28 protein-coding genes (1 of these 28 cut by a window edge) are annotated in these 19012 nt (G+C 46.8%); 26 read left to right on the top strand and 2 right to left on the bottom strand.

The window, feature by feature from the left end:
- Window positions 1-22: 22 nt before the first annotated feature.
- The 23 genes from rpsH (at window position 23) to ACUUHJ_RS01500 (ending at window position 14713) form a co-directional block, all read left to right on the top strand.
- Window positions 23-421, top strand: a complete 399-nt coding sequence (gene rpsH, locus ACUUHJ_RS01390) for a 30S ribosomal protein S8 (RefSeq protein ID WP_012683992.1) — start codon at window positions 23-25, stop codon at window positions 419-421.
- A gap of 35 nt (window positions 422-456) precedes the next feature.
- Window positions 457-993 (top strand): 50S ribosomal protein L6, encoded by a 537-nt coding sequence (gene rplF / locus ACUUHJ_RS01395; protein ID WP_016742843.1) that lies wholly within the window; start codon window positions 457-459, stop codon window positions 991-993.
- 32 nt (window positions 994-1025) lie between these two features.
- Window positions 1026-1388: a 50S ribosomal protein L18 gene (rplR, locus tag ACUUHJ_RS01400; RefSeq protein WP_017247053.1), complete on the top strand. Its 363-nt coding sequence runs from the start codon at window positions 1026-1028 to the stop codon at window positions 1386-1388.
- 18 nt (window positions 1389-1406) lie between these two features.
- Window positions 1407-1904 (top strand): 30S ribosomal protein S5, encoded by a 498-nt coding sequence (rpsE, locus tag ACUUHJ_RS01405; protein WP_007716268.1) that lies wholly within the window; start codon window positions 1407-1409, stop codon window positions 1902-1904.
- A 16-nt stretch (window positions 1905-1920) separates the two neighbouring features.
- The gene (gene rpmD, locus ACUUHJ_RS01410; RefSeq protein WP_012683995.1) at window positions 1921-2106 is read left to right on the top strand and encodes a 50S ribosomal protein L30; all 186 of its coding nucleotides are present in this window, start codon (window positions 1921-1923) and stop codon (window positions 2104-2106) included.
- Between the two features lie 33 nt (window positions 2107-2139).
- Window positions 2140-2580, top strand: coding sequence for a 50S ribosomal protein L15 (gene rplO, locus ACUUHJ_RS01415; RefSeq protein ID WP_007716272.1), 441 nt, complete (start codon window positions 2140-2142; stop codon window positions 2578-2580).
- Complete coding sequence (gene secY / locus ACUUHJ_RS01420) at window positions 2580-3875, top strand: preprotein translocase subunit SecY (protein ID WP_016742841.1); 1296 nt, start codon at window positions 2580-2582, stop codon at window positions 3873-3875. The genes rplO and secY overlap by 1 nt, the downstream gene beginning before the upstream one ends.
- Window positions 3876-3935: 60 nt before the next feature.
- Window positions 3936-4580, top strand: coding sequence for an adenylate kinase (locus tag ACUUHJ_RS01425; protein WP_012683997.1), 645 nt, complete (start codon window positions 3936-3938; stop codon window positions 4578-4580).
- Between the two features lie 6 nt (window positions 4581-4586).
- Window positions 4587-5333: a type I methionyl aminopeptidase gene (map, locus tag ACUUHJ_RS01430; RefSeq protein WP_012683998.1), complete on the top strand. Its 747-nt coding sequence runs from the start codon at window positions 4587-4589 to the stop codon at window positions 5331-5333.
- Window positions 5334-5451: 118 nt separating this feature from the next.
- Entirely contained in the window at window positions 5452-5670 is a 219-nt protein-coding gene (gene infA, locus ACUUHJ_RS01435) for a translation initiation factor IF-1 (RefSeq protein WP_003333772.1), read from the top strand.
- A 34-nt stretch (window positions 5671-5704) separates the two neighbouring features.
- Window positions 5705-5818: a 50S ribosomal protein L36 gene (gene rpmJ / locus ACUUHJ_RS01440; RefSeq protein ID WP_003333770.1), complete on the top strand. Its 114-nt coding sequence runs from the start codon at window positions 5705-5707 to the stop codon at window positions 5816-5818.
- A gap of 21 nt (window positions 5819-5839) precedes the next feature.
- On the top strand, window positions 5840-6208 hold the full coding sequence (gene rpsM / locus ACUUHJ_RS01445; protein WP_012683999.1) for a 30S ribosomal protein S13: 369 nt from the start codon (window positions 5840-5842) through the stop codon (window positions 6206-6208).
- Between the two features lie 16 nt (window positions 6209-6224).
- On the top strand, window positions 6225-6626 hold the full coding sequence (gene rpsK / locus ACUUHJ_RS01450) for a 30S ribosomal protein S11 (RefSeq protein WP_005828803.1): 402 nt from the start codon (window positions 6225-6227) through the stop codon (window positions 6624-6626).
- A gap of 156 nt (window positions 6627-6782) precedes the next feature.
- Window positions 6783-7727: a DNA-directed RNA polymerase subunit alpha gene (locus ACUUHJ_RS01455; protein WP_005828801.1), complete on the top strand. Its 945-nt coding sequence runs from the start codon at window positions 6783-6785 to the stop codon at window positions 7725-7727.
- 56 nt (window positions 7728-7783) lie between these two features.
- Window positions 7784-8143: a 50S ribosomal protein L17 gene (rplQ, locus tag ACUUHJ_RS01460; protein ID WP_012684000.1), complete on the top strand. Its 360-nt coding sequence runs from the start codon at window positions 7784-7786 to the stop codon at window positions 8141-8143.
- Between the two features lie 168 nt (window positions 8144-8311).
- A complete protein-coding gene (locus ACUUHJ_RS01465; protein ID WP_289675652.1) occupies window positions 8312-9163 on the top strand; it encodes an energy-coupling factor transporter ATPase in 852 nt (283 codons plus the stop codon).
- On the top strand, window positions 9139-10011 hold the full coding sequence (locus ACUUHJ_RS01470; RefSeq protein ID WP_056493554.1) for an energy-coupling factor transporter ATPase: 873 nt from the start codon (window positions 9139-9141) through the stop codon (window positions 10009-10011). Before ACUUHJ_RS01465 ends, ACUUHJ_RS01470 begins: the two co-directional genes overlap by 25 nt.
- Before the next feature lie 2 nt (window positions 10012-10013).
- Entirely contained in the window at window positions 10014-10811 is a 798-nt protein-coding gene (locus tag ACUUHJ_RS01475; RefSeq protein ID WP_012684003.1) for an energy-coupling factor transporter transmembrane component T family protein, read from the top strand.
- On the top strand, window positions 10808-11542 hold the full coding sequence (gene truA, locus ACUUHJ_RS01480; RefSeq protein WP_016742838.1) for a tRNA pseudouridine(38-40) synthase TruA: 735 nt from the start codon (window positions 10808-10810) through the stop codon (window positions 11540-11542). The genes ACUUHJ_RS01475 and truA overlap by 4 nt, the downstream gene beginning before the upstream one ends.
- Window positions 11543-11796: 254 nt before the next feature.
- Complete coding sequence (gene rplM / locus ACUUHJ_RS01485) at window positions 11797-12234, top strand: 50S ribosomal protein L13 (RefSeq protein WP_012684005.1); 438 nt, start codon at window positions 11797-11799, stop codon at window positions 12232-12234.
- A gap of 20 nt (window positions 12235-12254) precedes the next feature.
- On the top strand, window positions 12255-12647 hold the full coding sequence (gene rpsI / locus ACUUHJ_RS01490) for a 30S ribosomal protein S9 (RefSeq protein WP_005828788.1): 393 nt from the start codon (window positions 12255-12257) through the stop codon (window positions 12645-12647).
- 125 nt (window positions 12648-12772) lie between these two features.
- Complete coding sequence (gene cwlD, locus ACUUHJ_RS01495; protein ID WP_137031380.1) at window positions 12773-13489, top strand: N-acetylmuramoyl-L-alanine amidase CwlD; 717 nt, start codon at window positions 12773-12775, stop codon at window positions 13487-13489.
- Window positions 13490-13600: 111 nt separating this feature from the next.
- Window positions 13601-14713, top strand: a complete 1113-nt coding sequence (locus tag ACUUHJ_RS01500; RefSeq protein WP_289675654.1) for a P-loop NTPase — start codon at window positions 13601-13603, stop codon at window positions 14711-14713.
- A gap of 50 nt (window positions 14714-14763) precedes the next feature.
- Here the strand turns inward: ACUUHJ_RS01500 and gerD are convergent, their stop codons facing one another.
- A complete protein-coding gene (gerD, locus tag ACUUHJ_RS01505) occupies window positions 14764-15420 on the bottom strand; it encodes a spore germination lipoprotein GerD (RefSeq protein WP_289675656.1) in 657 nt (218 codons plus the stop codon).
- A gap of 125 nt (window positions 15421-15545) precedes the next feature.
- Here gerD and ACUUHJ_RS01510 point away from each other — a divergent pair, with 125 nt between their 5' ends.
- Window positions 15546-16133 carry a KinB-signaling pathway activation protein gene (locus ACUUHJ_RS01510; protein ID WP_472298095.1) on the top strand — a complete coding sequence of 196 codons (588 nt, stop codon included), beginning with the start codon at window positions 15546-15548 and terminating at the stop codon, window positions 16131-16133.
- 26 nt (window positions 16134-16159) lie between these two features.
- Here ACUUHJ_RS01510 and pdaB read toward each other — a convergent pair whose 3' ends face one another.
- Window positions 16160-16930 carry a polysaccharide deacetylase family sporulation protein PdaB gene (gene pdaB, locus ACUUHJ_RS01515; RefSeq protein ID WP_472298096.1) on the bottom strand — a complete coding sequence of 257 codons (771 nt, stop codon included), beginning with the start codon at window positions 16928-16930 and terminating at the stop codon, window positions 16160-16162.
- Between the two features lie 124 nt (window positions 16931-17054).
- Between pdaB and ACUUHJ_RS01520 the strand changes: the two genes are divergently transcribed.
- Complete coding sequence (locus ACUUHJ_RS01520; protein ID WP_289675659.1) at window positions 17055-17708, top strand: stage II sporulation protein M; 654 nt, start codon at window positions 17055-17057, stop codon at window positions 17706-17708.
- A 129-nt stretch (window positions 17709-17837) separates the two neighbouring features.
- A protein-coding gene (locus ACUUHJ_RS01525; protein WP_472298067.1) for an IS1182 family transposase crosses the window boundary here: on the top strand, window positions 17838-19012 show its 5' portion. It continues 190 nt past the right edge of the window; only the first 1175 of its 1365 coding nucleotides appear in the window; the start codon lies at window positions 17838-17840; its stop codon lies off the right edge, out of view.

Consider the following 19012-nt stretch of genomic DNA (forward strand, 5'->3'; position numbering starts at 1 on the left):
AACGGGAAGGAGGTTTTCTCTCATGGTTATGACTGATCCAATCGCAGATATGTTGACTCGAATTCGTAACGCCAACATGGTTCGCCACGAGAAAGTGGAAATCCCGGCGTCCACCATCAAGAAGGAAATCGCGCGCATTCTGAAAGAAGAAGGCTTCATCCGCGATGCGGAGTTTGTTGAAGACAACAAACAAGGAATCATCCGCGTATTCCTGAAATATGGTGCAGGCAACGAGCGTGTTATCACAGGTCTGAAACGTATCTCCAAGCCAGGACTTCGTGTTTATGCAAAGAACAATGAAGTACCTAAGGTTTTGGGTGGTCTCGGTTGCGCGATCATCTCTACATCCACTGGTGTAATGACTGACAAGCAAGCTCGTCAAGCTCACGTAGGTGGAGAGGTTCTCGCATACATTTGGTAATTAACAGATTGTAAATAGCACAGGAGGTGCACCACATGTCTCGTGTCGGTAGAAAACCGATCGTGGTCCCTGCAGGCGTTACCCTCACTCTGAACGGTACTGAGCTGACGGTAAAAGGCCCTAAGGGTCAACTCGTTCGTAGCTTCCATGAAGATATCAAAATCAACATCGCTGAAAACGAAGTAATCATTGAGCGTCCAAGCGATAACAAACTTCACCGTTCCCTGCATGGTACGACTCGTGCGCTGGTATCCAACATGGTAACTGGCGTATCTGAAGGCTTCACTCGTACCCTGGAACTGGTCGGTGTAGGTTACCGTGCTGCTAAGTCCGGCAACGGTGTTACTCTCTCTCTTGGTTTCTCCCACCCAGTGGAAGTTACTCCAGAAGAGGGTATCGAAATTGATGTACCAAACCAAACCACTTTGGTGGTAAAAGGTATCAACAAAGAGCGCGTAGGCCAAATTGCTGCTGAAATCCGTTCTCTGCGTAAACCTGAGCCATACAAAGGTAAAGGTATCAAGTACAGCAATGAAGTTGTTCGTCGTAAAGAAGGTAAAAAAGGTAAATAAGCTTCTAGCTTCATGAGAAAGGAGGCCGCTTAATGTTTACGAAAGCTGATAAAAACAAAGCTCGGAAAAAACGTCATCTGCGAATCCGCAAACGTGTGATTGGTTCTACCATTCGCCCACGTCTGAACGTATTCCGTTCTTCTAAGCACATCTACGCTCAATTGATCGACGATGCAACTGGCGTAACACTGGTATCTGCATCTTCTTTGGATAAAGAGCTGGGCCTGAATAATGGCGCTAACGTGGAAGCTGCTACAGCTGTTGGCACACTGATCGCTAAGCGTGCACAAGAAAAAGGTGCGACTGAAGTGATTTTTGACCGCGGTGGTTACATCTATCATGGACGTATTAAAGCACTGGCAGAAGCAGCTCGTGAAGCTGGTCTGCAATTCTAACAACAAGGAGGGTAAGGAATGCGTATCGACCCTAGCAAATTAGAGCTCGAAGAAAAAGTAGTCGCAGTTAACCGTGTAGCAAAAACGGTTAAAGGTGGACGTCGTATGAGCTTCAGCGCCTTGGTTGTTGTGGGAGACCGTAACGGCCACGTAGGTGCTGGTATGGGTAAAGCTCAAGAAGTTCCAGACGCCATTCGCAAAGCGATTGACGATGCTAAGAAAAAATTGATCCGTGTACCGATGAGAGGAACAACTGTTCCGCACCAAGTACTGTGCCAATTCGGCGCTGGTAAGGTTCTCATCAAGCCTGCTGCCCCTGGTACAGGTGTTATCGCTGGTGGACCTGTTCGTGCCGTACTCGAACTGGCTGGTGTAGGCGATATCTTGAGTAAGTCTCTTGGTTCCAACAATCCTATCAACATGGTCAACGCTACGCTGGAAGGCCTCGGTCGTCTGAAAACAGCGGAAGATGTCGCGAAATTGCGCGGTAAGACTGTTGACGAGTTGTTGGGTTAATAAGGAGGGAATGAACATGGCAAAATTGCAAATCACCCTCAAACGCAGCCTGATCGGTCGTACTGTAGATCAGCAAGACACTGTAAAAGCTCTGGGTCTTCGCAAAATCAACTCCACTGTAGTGAAGGAAGATAATCCTGCAATTCGTGGAATGGTTTTCAAAGTGAAGCACTTGGTAGAAGTGAAAGAAGTAGAAGCTTAATTGAACATCTCAATTAGTTAGGAGGTGCAACGTATGAAATTGCATGAACTGCAACCTGCAGAAGGATCCCGTCACACTCGTAAGCGCATCGGTCGCGGTATTGGTAGCGGTACTGGCAAAACTGCTGGTAAAGGTCACAAAGGTCAAAACGCTCGTTCCGGTGGCGGCGTACGCCCAGGTTTCGAGGGTGGTCAAAACCCATTGTACCGTCGTCTGCCTAAGCGTGGTTTCACTAACATCAGCCGCAAAGAATTTGCGATTGTTAGCTTGGACGCGCTGAACCGTTTCGAAGAGGGCACTGTAGTAACACCTGAGCTGTTGAAAGAAACTGGTGTTATCAGCGCGCTGCGCGACGGTGTTAAGGTTCTTGCTAACGGTGAACTGACTGTGAAGCTGACTGTAAAAGCTCACAAGTTCTCCGGAGCTGCTGCTGAGAAGATCGCACAAGTCGGTGGAACAACCGAGGTGATCTAATGTTAGCGTCCTTAACTAACATTTTCAAAATTAGCGACCTTCGTCGCAAAATCCTTTTTACGCTCATGATGCTGGTCGTTTTCCGGATCGGTAGCTATGTGCCAGTTCCTAACGTAAATGTCGCGTTGTTTCAGCAGAACACAAACCAATTACTGGGCTTGTTGAACACCTTCTCAGGTGGAGCACTGCATAACTTCTCGATTTTTGCCATGGGTATCATGCCGTACATTACGGCATCGATTATCATGCAGCTGATGTCCATGGATGTTGTGCCTAAGCTTACGCAATGGGCTCGTGAAGGGGAAGTTGGTCGTCGCAAGATTGCCACCGTTACCCGTTACGCTACAATTATCCTTGGTTTGATTCAGTCTGTAGGGATGACGATTGGATTCAACAATATGGCGCCTGGTTTGCTAAACGACACGTCGGCTAGCAGCTATGCACTCATTGCGTTGACTTTGACAGCTGGGACCGCATTCATGATGTGGATGGGGGAACAGATTACGGAGAAGGGTATCGGAAACGGGATTTCGATCCTGATCGTTGGCGGGATCGTCGCTAACATTCCGCAAGGGATTACGACGATTTACACAACACAGTTCGCTGACCCATCTCAAAACGTATTCTTCAGCGTCGTCAAAGTTCTGCTTATCCTATTGGTGATCCTCGCCATTATTGTCGGGGTTATCTTTATGCAGCAAGGCCTTCGTAAGATTCCAGTGCAATATGCGAAACGAGTGGTTGGACGCAAAATGTACGGTGGTCAATCTACCCACATTCCACTGAAAATCAACTCTGCTGGTGTTATTCCTGTTATCTTTGCGGTATCGCTGGTAATGTTCCCGTCAACGATTGCTCAGTTCTGGGTGGATGCATCTGGACAAGGATTTGCTAACTGGATTTATCAGAACTTCCAAGTCAACAAACCATTAGGAATGACGCTTTACGCTATCTTGATTCTCGGATTCACCTACTTCTACACATTTGTACAGATCAACCCTGTACAAATGGCAGAAAACATGAGAAAAAATGGCGGTTACATTCCTGGTATCCGACCTGGTAAAAACACTGAGGTATTCATTACTCGCACATTAAACCGGTTAACATTGGCGGGCGCTTTGTTCTTGATGATTATTGCGATATTGCCATTCTTCTTCGGTAGTCTTGCAAACTTGCCACAATCCATTTACATCGGTGGTACATCGCTGTTGATCGTGGTTGGGGTAAGCTTGGATACAATGAAGCAGATTGAAAGTCAAATGATCAAACGCCACTACCAAGGGTTTATCAAGTAATGACTTAGATGTTTACAGAAAAGCTTCTGTAGCTTTTTTGATGGGACGGAGGGAATGGACGTGAATATAATTCTGATGGGACTGCCTGGAGCCGGTAAAGGGACACAGGCAGAACGTATCGTAAAAGAGTTTGACATCCCGCACATTTCGACTGGAGACATGTTCCGAGCTGCGGTCAAAAACGAAACGCCGCTCGGACTAGAGGCTAAATCCTACATGGATAAAGGTCATCTCGTCCCAGACGAGGTTGTCATTGGTATTGTGCGGGAGCGCCTTTCGATGGATGACTGCGCAAAGGGATTCCTCTTAGATGGTTTTCCGCGCACAGTTCCTCAGGCGGAAGCGTTGACAGCTACAGTAAAAGAGCTGGGACGCGAAATTGACCATGTAATTAACATCAACGTTCAACGCGAGCAATTGATTGAACGTCTGACCGGTCGCTGGATCTGCCCTGTTTGCGGTGCTAGCTATCACACGATGTTCAATCCTCCAAAAGAGGCTGGCGTATGTGATAAAGATGGTGGTAAGCTGTATCAGCGTGAAGACGACAAGATCGAAGTGGTAACACAACGCCTTGACGTGAATATCGCTCAAACACAGCCACTTATCGACTACTACTCCGCACAGGAACTTCTGCGAGATATCGATGGAGAACAAGATATCCAGGTAGTGTTTGCGGAAATTAAGTCTTTGTTGCGAGGGTAATTGCGAATGATTATCCTAAAGTCGAAAGCAGAACTTGAGGTTATGCGCGAAGCTGGTCGTATCGTCGCACTCACCCATCAAGAACTGGCCAAGGCGATCAAGCCTGGTGTCACGACGAAGCAGCTAGACGAAATTGCCGAGACCTTTATTCGAAGCATGGGAGCAATTCCATCGTTTAAAGGCTATGGTGGCTTTCCAGGAAGTATCTGTGCTTCAGTCAATGAAGAACTCGTACACGGGATCCCAGGTAAACGGGCGTTACAAGAAGGAGACATTATCAGTATCGACATTGGTGCCCAGTTTCAGGGGTATCATGGCGACTCCGCTTGGACGTATCCGGTCGGTAAGATTTCAACAGAAAACCAGAAGCTACTCAGAGTAACGGAAGAGTCGTTGTACAAGGGGCTTGAAAAAGCTGTTCCAGGTGGACGCTTATCCGATATCTCTCATGCGATTCAGGTTCATGCAGAAGCTGCCGACTTCACACTCGTTCGCGAGTATGTGGGGCATGGGATCGGGCAAAACTTGCACGAAGATCCGCAGGTTCCTAACTACGGCCCTCCTGATCGAGGACCACGGTTAAAACCAGGCATGGTGTTGGCAATTGAGCCAATGGTAAATGCCGGCGAACGTTATGTCCGCACATTGGAGGACAATTGGACGGTAGTAACAGTGGATCGGAAAACTTGTGCTCATTTTGAACACACCATCGCGATTACGGAAGATGGCTATGAGATTTTTACACGGACATAAAAACGGTAGTTCCGAACGATTCGGGATTGTCGTCCAACGTGTCGACGATAAGTTCGTTGTGTGATCATTTCGCAAAACTCATGGTCCGACTGAAGAGCAGAAGAAAGGAGAGTTTACCATGGCAAAAGATGATGTAATTGAGGTGGAAGGTACGGTAATCGAACCTTTGCCAAATGCTATGTTTCGAGTAGAATTAGAGAATGGACATAAAGTCCTTGCTCACGTCTCCGGAAAAATCCGCATGCACTTTATCCGTATCCTGCCGGGGGATAAAGTAACTGTTGAACTGTCGCCGTACGACTTAACCCGCGGACGTATTACGTACCGCTATAAATAGTAAGCAAAACCCCTAGAAAAGGGAGGCAAGAACCATGAAAGTGAGACCTTCGGTTAAACCGATCTGCGAGAAATGCAAGGTTATCCGTCGCAAAGGTAACGTAATGGTTATTTGTGAAAATCCGAAGCATAAGCAAAAACAAGGGTAAACAAGGAGGTGCTTTTGACACATGGCACGTATTGCAGGCGTAGACTTGCCGCGCGAAAAACGCGTTGAAGTTGCTCTTACCTACATTTTTGGTATTGGCCGCCCCACGTCTCAAAAAATTCTGTCCGCTACTGGCGTAGACATGAACACTCGTGTTCGCGATCTGACAGAAGATGAAGTGAACAAACTTCGTGAGTACATCGACAAAACTGTGAAGGTAGAAGGTGACCTCCGTCGTGAGATCTCCCTCAACATCAAGCGTCTGATGGAAATCGGTTGCTTCCGTGGCATCCGCCATCGTCGTGGACTTCCAGTTCGCGGTCAACGTTCTAAAACAAATGCTCGTACGCGTAAAGGTCCACGCCGTACAGTAGCAAACAAGAAGAAGTAAAGGAGGGTAATCTGACATGGCGAAAAGAAAACAAGCTACAGCAACACGTACCCGTCGTCGTGACCGTAAGAATGTTGAAGTCGGCGTAGCACACATCCGTTCTACTTTCAACAATACGATCGTCACAATCACGGATCCACACGGTAACGCGATCTCTTGGTCCAGTGCTGGTTCCCTCGGCTTCAAAGGCTCCCGTAAAAGCACTCCATTTGCTGCGCAAATGGCTGCTGAAGCGGCTGCACGCGTTGCTATGGAACACGGCATGCGTTCCCTTGAAGTATCGGTAAAAGGCCCAGGTGCAGGTCGTGAAGCTGCGATCCGTTCCCTGCAAGCAACTGGTCTTGAAGTGAACATGATTAAAGACGTGACGCCAATTCCGCACAACGGTTGCCGTCCACCAAAACGTCGCCGCGTGTAACTGGTTTATATCGTTCAGAACATGTCCATACTAGAATGGTAAATTCTGATTTATAGCTTGTCATGCACGCAAACGGTAAACCGCCGGGGAAATTCCTGAGTGGGCACGTATGCGGCCCACCCAAGGATTTCGACGTTTTGAAGGAGGGTTTGTTTAATGATAGAAATAGAAAAACCAAAAATCGAGGTTGTGGAAGTTAGCGACGACAACTCGTATGGAAAGTTTGTTGTAGAACCTCTAGAGCGCGGATACGGAACTACCCTTGGCAACTCGCTGAGACGAATTCTTCTTTCGTCCTTGCCAGGCGCGGCAGTTCGTACTGTTCAAATCGATGGGGTTCTTCACGAATTCTCTACGGTTGAAGGCGTCGTTGAAGATGTAACCGAGATCATCCTGAACATCAAAGGCTTGGCGCTGAAGATCCATTCCGATGAAGAAAAAGTAATCGAGATCGATGCAGAAGGCGAAGGCGTTGTCAAAGCGGGAGATATCCGTGCTGACAGTGATGTGGAGGTCTTAAACCCTGATCTTCATATTGCAACGTTGGCCAATGGCGGTCGTCTGCATATCCGCATGACAGCTGGACGTGGTCGTGGTTATGTTCAATCTGATGGAAACAAGTCTGAGGATCTGCCTATTGGTGTGATTCCGATTGATTCGATCTACACGCCGATCAAGCGCGTTAACTATCAAGTGGAAAATACCCGTGTAGGGCAAATGACCAACTATGACAAGTTAACACTTGAGGTTTGGACTAACGGTAGCATCAGTCCGGAAGAAGCCGTGAGTCTCGGCGCAAAAATCATGACGGAGCACCTGAACCTGTTCGTCGGTCTGACTGACGAGGCGAAGGATGCAGAAATCATGGTAGAGAAGGAAGAGGACAAGAAAGAGAAAGTCTTGGAGATGACTATCGAAGAGCTCGATCTTTCTGTTCGTTCCTACAACTGCTTGAAGCGTGCCGGTATTAATACCGTGCAAGAGCTGACGCAGAAGACCGAAGAGGACATGATGAAAGTACGCAATCTGGGGCGCAAATCTCTTGAAGAAGTTCAAGAAAAGTTAGCTGAACTGGGCCTGTCCCTGCGCAGCGACGACTAGAGTAGCAAACCAAGAAGCAAACTTTTGTTCTCTCGATTAAGAGGGAGGTAAACCACATGGCACAACGTAAATTGGGTCGTCGTAGCTCAGCTCGTAAAGCGCTGTTCCGCGACTTGGTAACAGACCTGATCATCAACGAGCGCATCGAAACTACAGAGATGAAGGCGAAAGAACTGCGCCCAATCGCTGAAAAAATGATCACGCTCGCGAAACGTGGCGATCTGCATGCTCGCCGTCAAGTTGCTGCTTTCGTTCGCAAAGAAGTTGCGAATGCTGAAGGCCGCGATGCTGTTCAAAAACTGTTCGATGAAATCGCTCCTCGCTTCAAAGAGCGCAACGGTGGATACACTCGTATCCTGAAAGCCGGCCCTCGCCGTGGCGACGCTGCTCCAATGGCGTACATCGAATTCGTTTAATACATGTAAACTGGTCATTTACTCAGGTTGTAAGCCTGGTAGATTACCGCGAAAAGGGTGGGGGCAGATCTGGTCATAGGCTGGACTCTGATTCAACCCTTTTTTCCTTTCTCTGCGAAATCCTGCTAGTCAGTTCCCTGTGAAGGCTGGGGAGGTTGTGAATGCCTCATGAATGAAGATAACCTGCTGGCATTGCGAGATGTTTCTTATACCTACGATGGTGAGGATGGCCAACGGGTTCCGGTATTACAAGGTGTTGACCTTACCATTCAAAAAGGTTCCTTTGTATCCGTATTGGGTCACAACGGTTCCGGCAAATCAACGATGGCAAAGCTGATGAATGCTCTGTTGCTTCCAGAAGGCGGCACAGTACTTATCAGTGGAATGGATACGAAAGATGGGGAGCAGCTTTGGGAAATTCGACGACATGTTGGCATGGTCTTTCAGAATCCGGACAATCAGATTGTTGGGGCTACTGTGGAAGATGATGTCGCCTTTGGCCTAGAGAACATGGGTGTGGACCCCAAAGAGATGCGAGATCGTATCGATGAGGCGCTCGTTTCTGTAGGGATGGAGTCTTATTTACAAGCACAACCTCATCGTCTGTCTGGTGGTCAAAAGCAACGAGTGGCGATTGCAGGGATTATGGCGATGCGTCCATCTGTCATCATCTTGGATGAAGCGACAGCGATGCTTGATCCACAAGGGAGAATGGAAGTGCTGAACCTGGCTCGTCAACTGAACCGTGATGAGGGACTCACGATCATAAACATTACCCACTTTCCGGAAGAAGCCATCTATTCGGATAAGGTCATCGTCATGAATGCGGGTGAAGTCCTGATGGAAGGTAAGCCGAGTGAAGTGTTTAATGAGGTAGATCGTTTGAAACAGGTGGGACTGGATGTGCCATTTGCCGTACGACTGCGATATGCACTTCAGTCCAAAGGGATTGATTTACCGTTTGTCCTGCATCAAGAGGAGCTGGTGGAGCACGTATGCAAATTACTTTTGACCAAGTAAGCCATATCTACGCAAAGGGAACACCGTTCGAGAGAGTTGCCTTACACAATATTTCGCTGACGATTCCATCCGGTTCGTTTGTCGGAATTATTGGCCATACGGGCTCAGGTAAGTCAACGCTGATTCAGCACTTGAACGGGTTGCTGATGCCTAGTTCAGGGCAGATTACCCTGGGTGATGCGGTCATTACTCCAAAGCGGCGATTACCCCATGCACAGAGGCGCGATATTGGGCTCGTCTTTCAATATCCTGAACATCAGTTGTTTGAAGAAACGGTTGCGAAGGATGTTGCTTTTGGACCGCTCAATTTTGACTTGCCAACGGAAATGGTGGAAGCGCGCGTAAAGGAATCCCTTGAAATTGTTGGCCTGGATTATGCCACGATCAAGGATCGTTCGCCATTTCATTTGAGTGGCGGACAAATGCGACGTGTTGCTTTGGCTGGTGTTCTTGCCATGCAGCCGAAGGTTCTGGTATTGGATGAACCAACTGCGGGTCTTGATCCTGCGGGACGAGTCACGATTCTCGAAGGGATCTACCGGATTCATCGGGAACAAAACCTGACGACACTATTGGTCACGCACAGCATGGAAGAGGCAGCCCGCTATGCAGACTATTTGCTTGTGATGGCACAAGGTCAAGTAGCTTTGCAGGGGAAGCCGGAGGAAGTATTCATGCATGTGGATCGTCTCCGAGAGCTGTCTTTGGATGTACCGGAAACGGTGGCTCTCGTATCGCAAATGAATCAAATGCTGCCGGACAAGGCTAGTCTGCCGAGCTCCCTTTATCGGGAGGAAGAGCTGATTGCCCATCTGCTGGAACGACTGTCCGTACCAAAGGAGGGCTAGGCATGCTGCAGAATATCGCAATTGGTCAATACGTACCAGGGCAATCTTTTTTACATCGTGCAGATCCGCGAAGCAAGCTTCTCTTCATTATCCTTTTTGCTACCTTGATTTTTCTGGCTAACAATACGGTTACGTACGCCATACTCATTGGTTTTACCTTGTATGCTGCACTTCTTTCTAGGCTTTCCTTGTCCTATATATTAAAAAGCTTAAAGCCTGTCTGGATCCTGATTTTGTTTACCGTAGTCTTGCATATTTTTATCACAAAAGGCGGAACGGTTTACTTTCAGTGGGGATGGTTTACAGTAGAAGAACAGGGAGTTCGCCAGGCGATCTTCATTTCTTTGCGCTTGGGACTTTTGATTCTCATTAGCTCTCTGCTAACACTGACAACCTCTCCAATCGATTTGACGGAGGGTTTGGAGCGTTTACTAGGACCACTAGGGAAGATCGGCATACCGGTTCATGATATAGCCCTGATGATGTCTATTGCACTCCGGTTCATTCCGACCCTGATGGAAGAAACGGATAAAATCATCAAGGCGCAGACCGCCAGAGGAGCCAATTTCACCAGTGGAAGTCTCGTGCGCAGAGCCAAGAACCTGATTCCGATCGCTATTCCTTTATTCGTTAGTGCGTTTCGGCGTGCTGAAGAACTGGCTTTGGCGATGGAAGCGCGTGGCTATCGCGGGGGAGTGGGTAGAACGCGGTTGAATAAGCTGACGTTCACCTGGCGTGATGGAATCGTAGCTGTTGTGAGTGTGATCTTGGTAATCGTGATTGGATGGTGGCGTACATGAAGCGACTGCGATGTGTATTGGCATATGACGGAACTGACTTCAGCGGTTTTCAGGTACAGCCAGATCAAGTAACGGTCCAGGGGGAAATTGAAGCCGCATTGAATCGGGTCACCGGAGAGGATATCCAAGTCTTCGGTTCAGGCCGGACAGATGCGGGTGTTCATGCACGCGGTCAAGTGATTCACTTTGACACGTCGAGCAACATTCCGATGGATAAATGGCGGTTTGTGTTGAACAATCAATTGCCTGATTCTATTGTCATTCGGACAGTCGAAGAGGTCGATGCCTCTTTCCATGCGCGTTTTGACGTGCAAGTAAAAGAATATCGATATTGTATCGACAACAATCCAGTGGCAGATGTATTCCGGCATCGTTACGCCGACCATGTCCGGTTTCCGTTAGATGTAGACGCAATGCAGCAGGCTGCTCATTATTTGGTGGGTGAACATGATTTTACTTCCTTTTGCTCGGCAAAGACATTCGTCGAGGACAAGGTTCGGACTGTGTACGGGCTCTCCGTGGAAAAAATCGGTGACGAGGTTTGGGTGACATGCCGAGGCAACGGTTTTTTGTACAACATGGTTCGAATTATTGTGGGGACTTTGGTTGAAGTAGGGCAAGGAAAAAGAAACCCTGCTGAACTGAGGGAAATCCTCGCCGCATGTGATCGGGAAAAGGCAGGTAAGACAGCACCAGCCAAGGGTCTGACCATGTGGGAAGTTGTCTACTAGTTTTCAGATTTCCAACTATTAGACGAACGAGCAGCACTTGACTATGGGGCGTCTATGTAGTACGATATTCCTTGGTATTTTAACCCCGCCTAGCCCCACTCTAGCCCCGGGATTGAAAGACAAGATCGTGATTACATGGAACACCTGGAAGAGTTGCTCACCCGTAACAGCAATTATCTTCCATTGCAAGTTTCGGTTGTTTTGGTTATAAGTAGATGGATATGTGTTAGGTAAGATATTTAGGAGGGACAAAAATGCGTACCACATATATGGCGAAACCGCTCGAAGTTGAGCGTAAATGGTACATCGTTGACGCTGAAGGCCAAACGCTGGGTCGTCTGGCGAGCGAAGTAGCTTCTATCCTGCGTGGAAAATTGAAACCAGAATTCACTCCTCACGTTGACGCTGGCGATTTCGTAATCGTAATCAACGCTGACAAAGTGAAATTGACTGGTAACAAACTGAATGACAAAATTTACTACACTCACTCCCTGTATCCAGGTGGTTTGAAAAAAACCACTGCTGGCGCAATGCTGAACAAGCGACCAGATCGTATGTTCGAACTGGCGGTAAAAGGCATGTTGCCTAAAAACAGCCTGGGACGTCAAATGTTCACCAAGCTGAAAGTATACGCTGGAACTGAGCATCCACACGCAGCACAAAAACCAGAAGTTTGGCAAATTCGCGGTTAAGGTAAAGGGAGGAAATATACGTGGCACAAGTACAATACTACGGTACAGGTCGTCGTAAGCACTCCGTAGCACGCGTTCGCCTGGTTCCAGGTGAAGGTCGCATCGTGATCAACAAGCGTGAAATGGATACTTACTTTGGTTTGGAAACACTGAAATTGATCGTAAAACAACCACTCGTTCTGACTGAAACTCTTGGTCGTTACGATGTATTGGTTAACGTAAACGGCGGCGGAACCACTGGTCAAGCTGGTGCAATCCGTCACGGCGTTGCTCGCGCTCTGCTGAAAGCAGATCCGGAACTGCGCGGCGCTCTGAAACGCGCTGGCTTCCTGACTCGCGACCCTCGTATGAAAGAGCGTAAGAAATATGGCTTGAAAGCAGCTCGTCGCGCACCTCAATTCTCCAAGCGCTAATTGCTGTTCGATACAACCCCCTTGTCTGTTCGCAGGCAGGGGGTTTTTCCTTTTCACAAACGGGTATATTTGTCCATGTTTGTCCATAAGATGGAACGAGAATGGGACAAAGGGGACGATACACTGTGACACGAAAAGGAGTAGGCTGGATATTAGCTTTCGCCGTGCTTATGCTGTTGTTCACCTACGAAGCACCTGATCGTTCTTCCTGGCAAGCATGGTCGCTGCCACTGACGGGAACGGTCATAGCCATTGACCCAGGGCATGGGGGAATAGACGGCGGTGCCGTTTCCAAAGCCGGGGATGTAGTTGAGAAAGAAGTGACTTTGGCCATTAGCATGTACTTGCGCGATTTCCTTCAGCAGTCAGGAGCGTTTGTAGTTATGACGAGGGAGGAAGACAAGGATTTGGCGAGTCCAGATGCGGCGCAGGCACGCAAACGAAAATCTGAGGATATTCGAAACCGAGTAAGGCTGGTCAATGATAGTACACCGGATTTTTTGGTCAGCATACACGTTAATTCCATCCCTTCTCCGAAATGGTCAGGAGCACAGACTTTTTATTCCCCTAGCTTTAAAAAGAGTGCAGAAGTTTCTTATTTGATACAAGATGAAATCAAACGGGTGATCGGTCATACAGATCGGGTTCCGAGTAAGACGAACAATGTGTTCTTGATTCGGGAGGTTAACTGCCCGGCCGTTTTGGTAGAAGTAGGCTTTGTCAGCAATACGGAGGAGGCAAAGCGACTTCAGAGCGTTGAATACCAAAAGGCTATGGCAAATGCCATTTATCAAGGGATACTGCGTCAGTACTCGGGAGAAAAAGCGCCAATTACACCTTAAGAGGGCGGTGGTCGTGTTCCGCCCGTCCGAATATGCTATAATGAACGCGCATACGCTGTCGTTATACCAGCATGGAAATGTTTGAAAAGATCATAGATGAGGTGAACCAGAATGTTGACCAGAGAACAGGTTCTCGAAGCACTACGCGATGTAAAAGACCCTGAAATTAATCGTAGCTTGGTCGAGCTCAACATGATTCGGGATATCCATATTGAAGGAAAGACAGTAAGCCTCACGGTCGTTCTGACGATTTCGGGCTGTCCGCTCAAAGCCAAGATCGAGGATGATGTCATCGCAGCTGTGAAAGCGCTAGGAGCCGAGGAAGTCCGCCTGCAATTCGGTTCAATGACAGATGAGGAACGTGCTGCTCTATCTGCCCAACTACGCAAGAACCAAGGTGGGCAAACACATAACATGACACCGGGACAAGCTCCCGTCTTGAATCCGATCTTGGCGAAGGATTCGAATACGACCTTCATCGCGGTCACTTCCGGAAAAGGTGGCGTCGGAAAATCGACGGTGACAGTGAACCTAGCTGTTGCGCTTGCGCGTTTAGGAAAAAAAGTGGGCATTATCGACGCAGACATTTACGGCTTTAGCGTGCCCGATATGATGAATATTGAACAACGTCCAACGGTAATTGGCGAAACCATTCTGCCTGTTGAAAAGCAAAACGTAAAAGTTATGTCCATGGGCTTTTTTGTGGAGGACAACTCTCCGATCATTTGGCGTGGCCCTATGTTGGGGAAAATGCTGCGTAACTTTTTCACGGAAGTACACTGGGGCGAAGAATTGGACTACCTCTTGCTGGATTTGCCTCCAGGAACGGGGGACATGGCCCTTGACGTGCACACCATGATTCCGCAAAGCATGGAGATTGTGGTAACGACTCCTCATGCTACCGCTGCGTTTGTAGCAGCACGTGCAGGCGCTATGGCAAAGCGGACCGGTCATGAAATCCTCGGTATTGTGGAAAATATGGCATGGTACGAAGCAAAAGATGGTACGAAAGAATACGTATTCGGGCGTGGTGGAGGAGCTAAGCTTGCTGAAACATTGACATGTGAGCTGCTCGCTCAAATTCCGCTAGGACAACCGGATAATCATCCGTCTGAACCTGATTATTCCCCATCCATCTATGGAGAAAAGACCGAAATTGGTCAGCTTTACATCGATATGGCCAAACGTGTCATAGAAAAATGCGGGGAAGCCGTCAAACAATAAGCCAAGAAGATGAAAAAGGTGGGCTCTACAATAGAGCTCACCTTTTCGTTTTAAGAAGATTTACCGCTGCCTCCACCGGAAGAACCTCCGCCGGAACCTCCACCTTTACCTTCTTTTCCTTTTCCTTTTTTCTTCGGCTTCAGTTCCTTTGGTTTTGTCATGTCCTCGGATACTTTGGTCATGATCTTCATGAGTTCAGCCTGGAACAAAGGACTTTGCAAGGAATCCTTCATCACTTGCATGGTTTGCTGTCGATAAGCAGAGCTTTTCATCAAATCCATCAAATTTTTCTCAAACTCAGGGTCTTTCATTACGCTTATGAGCTCTTTTTGGTATTCAGGGTCCTTCATTAGGTCCTTCATTAGCGTTTTTTGTTCGTTTTTCATTGATTTTGCCATGGCGCTTGCGAACTTAGGGTCTTTAAACGCTTCTTTGATGTGCGTGTTATTGGGATTCGTCATGCTTTGAATCAAAGTTGTCCGCACTGTCGACTCGTCCAGCATCAGGTTTTGTTTGAACTTGTCATCCTTCATCATTTTCCCTACAGATTGCTTCGCTTCGTCCGTCTGCAATATGTCCAGCACCATGTCTTTGACGCTTTTATAATCAGGCTGAGACGAACTTTGCGCTTGTCCGCCACCCCCGCAACTGGTAAGAACCAGACAGACAAGAGCGGCTAACCAAAAAGACATCGTCTTTTTTCTCATGGGGTGGACACCTCCTTCTTTACTCTGCCTACAAGTAACGTGTGCATTTTGTTTTGTTCTTACGCTAGTATTTTCTTGTATCCATTGGTACAATCATATTCGATGTGGATGGGAGGGAATACTTGGTGAGTTTGCGTAAGTATGGATGGCTTTTTATTACCACGGTCTTGCTTGGGGGATTAGGTGGGATCCTGGTTGCCCTTATTTTTGACCTGGATAAGTTGCTCGAAGGAAGCACCGGTAACTTTTTTGTCGGCTTGTTCATGTATCTACTGTATGGAATGACCATTAGCATTGTGGCTCAGATGGGTTTCTTTGCTTATATGACGATTAATTATTTCGCCAAAACAATATTTAAAACGGCTTCCCTGTGGAAAAGCGTCCAAGTATTTCTTATTTTGTTTGTCTTTTTTGATATGATTTATCTTCGCTATACGTCCTTCGGTGAAGGAAAAGGATTTGGCACGTACTTTATTGAGCCAACGCTATTATTGATTGTTGCTATTGTTACCGCATATGGAAAAGTAAGTCTGACCAATAAATCTGCATGGATACCGACGACCTTCTTTATGTTTGTTGTTACGGCACTGGAATGGATTCCAGCATTGAAGGAAGAGAATGTCCGTGCAACTCTGTCCATGCTCGTCCCACTATTGTTTTGTAACGTCTGGCAAGTCATGCAATTACATCGTTTGGTAAAAAGAGAAAGCTGACCCAATGAAGGTCAGCTTTTTTTGTTTTAGTGAACTTCTTTGCTTTCTACACTTGTACCCGAAATGAGCTCAGATACGGTAACGAATTCATATCCATCCTTGCGAAGTTGATCGATGATCACTGGGAGGGCGAGATGTGTATCTTTTGCGGAATCGCTCGCGTGCATCAGGACGATGTCGCCTGGATGAGCTTTGGATAATACATTATTGATGATCACATCTGTTCCCGGATTGGTCCAATCTTTTGAGTCCGTAGCCCATTGGATGACGGAATACCCCATACGATTCGCGATTTCCAGCACTCGTTTGTCAAAATCACCATTGGGCATCCGAATGAGCGTTGGTTTTTTTCCAGTCATTTCGGTTAAAATGGAGTCCGCTTTACCCATTTGGGAGCGAATTTCTTCATCGGAGTATTTGGTGTAGTTATCATGCTTGTGACCGTGCGAACCAATTTCTAAGCCATCCTCTTTGATTCGTTTCAAGATGTCTGGATGCCGTTGACTCCACGGAGAGGAGAGGAAAAAGGTCGCTTTGTTTACCTTTTTTTCTTTCAGCACATCCAGTATCGGTAATGCTCGTGTCTCTCCCCAGCTGATATCAAAGGTAAGGGCGATTCTCTTTTCTTTGGTGTCGACCTTATAAATAGCTTGGGGGGCTTGCGTGCTGGCACCTTCAGCAAAGGCAGCAATTGAGTCGCGTTCCGCATAACCAAATCCGGCTGTTAGCACGATGGCCGCGACGATAATTAAGATTTGCTTTAATCGTTTCGCGCTAATCACGTAAATAAATTTCATGGATAGTACCTCCTTTGTCCGATAACAGTTTATGCAGGGAAGACAAGGATATTCTTTGGCCTGTTGGCTATTGTTGAGGTACAATGCATATAGTGAATTATGAGGCAGTAAAGGGGTGTGGTGCATGGGCAATCGATTGCGGCATTTATGGCTTGATAACCGAAACTATTTCTTCGCCGCATGCTTACTATTTTTGGGTGGCGCTTTGATTGGGTATTTTCAAGCACCGCTCGTTGAAGAGATGGTCGGTAAAATGATGGGCCAATTGAAGGAAATTGCTGAACGGATAAAGGATAACGGCGGCGGACCTTTAGCGGTATTCTGGACGATTTTTTCCAATAATGTTTTCAGTGCATTGATGATGATGGCGCTAGGAATATTGTTTGCATTGTTTCCCATAATTGGAATGCTCACGAATGGAGTGCTGCTTGGATTTATCCTTTTCAAATACAGCGGGATTGGAGTAAGTCCATGGCTTATTTTTAGTGCAGGGATTTTGCCACATGGAATTTTTGAGCTCCCAGCTATCCTGTTTGCAGCAGGAGTTGGTATTCGTTTAGGGGTGCTAAGTTTACGTTCAGTGGGAGTTCTAATCCAACCGCAAAAGCTGGCACGATTGAAAAATGACTGGTACGATACGCTCAAGCAATTTCCAGTAGCGGTTCTTACTGTTGTCGTTCTGTTATTCGTCGCTGCCATTGTGGAGAGCACGATAACGCCTACCCTTGTCAAGGAAACGGTGGGCCAACAACTCCAGCAATTGAACTTACTGAAATAATTCAGATTTGCAAACAAATTGAAGCCTTCCTAAACGGGGCTGTTGACAAATTGCCGTAGAGATAGGGGTTTCTGGGAATCGTGTAGAAATCATTTCTATACGGTTCTTTTTATTTTGGAGGGCTATCTCATGATGGGAATCGATGGAGACAAACAGCACCAGTTTATGTTCTTAAATTTGGATGATCTTGTACCCGAGAATCATTTTTTACGTGTTGTTCGTAATAAGATTGATTTTTCTTTTATCTATGAGAAAGTGCAACACTTATACTCGCCTGTAGGTCGTCGCTCAGTTGATCCAGTTTTGTTAATGAAAATGATCCTTATCGGGTATCTTTATGGCATCCCTTCCGAAAGGAAGTTGGAACAAGAAATCCAAGTGAATTTGGCCTATCGATGGTTTTTAGGATTGGACTTAACTGACACTGTTCCCGATCATTCCACACTGAGCCAGAACCGCCGTCGTAGATTTAAAGAAAGCCATATTTTTCAGGAGATCTTCGATCACATCGTCTCGGAATGTATTCGAACTGGTTTAGTTACTGGGGAAATAATTGTTGTTGATTCTACTCACATCAAAGCGAATGCATCGATTAATAGGTCAGAAAAAGTTTTAGTGGAGAAAAAGCCTACTGAGTACCTTGAAGAGCTAGAAAAGGAAGCACGGAGAATTAAAAAAGACAGAGATAACGATCCCACTAGGAAAAAACGAGGAAGAAAACCTAAAACCTCTCCTCCTGAGAAGGAAGTAAAACAGAGCACAACAGACCCGGAGTCAGGTTTATTGAACCGTCCTAATAAACCCAAGGGATTTCACTATTTAGCGCATACCAGTGTGGACGTTAAGCATGGAATCATAACTGATATACACGTTACGGCTGCTAATGTGAATGACCACGAACCATTTATAAAGCGATTACAGATACAAAAAGAGAAATTTGGTTTACATATTGGCAAAGTAGGCGCAGATAAAGGGTATGATCGCTCTGGAGTACACCATGAATTAGAAAATTTAAAGATAACCGGTTATATCTCTCCGATAAAAGGTGTTATTGATCAGACCGAAAGGTCAGTACAATTTACATTTGATGAAATGAACGATGCCTATTATTGCTCGAATGGCAAGGCACTTCAATTTACTCATGTTAAGTGGCACAGTTGGAAACAAAGTTATAGCAAAATTTATGCTGCCCAAACAAAGGACTGTAAGTCCTGTGAGTTACGCCAACAATGTTTTGGACAAACCGCATCTCGCAAAACAATAGAAAGACCATTATTCCAAGAGGCTAAAGAACGCAACCAAGC

Source organism: Brevibacillus schisleri, from assembly GCF_055685845.1.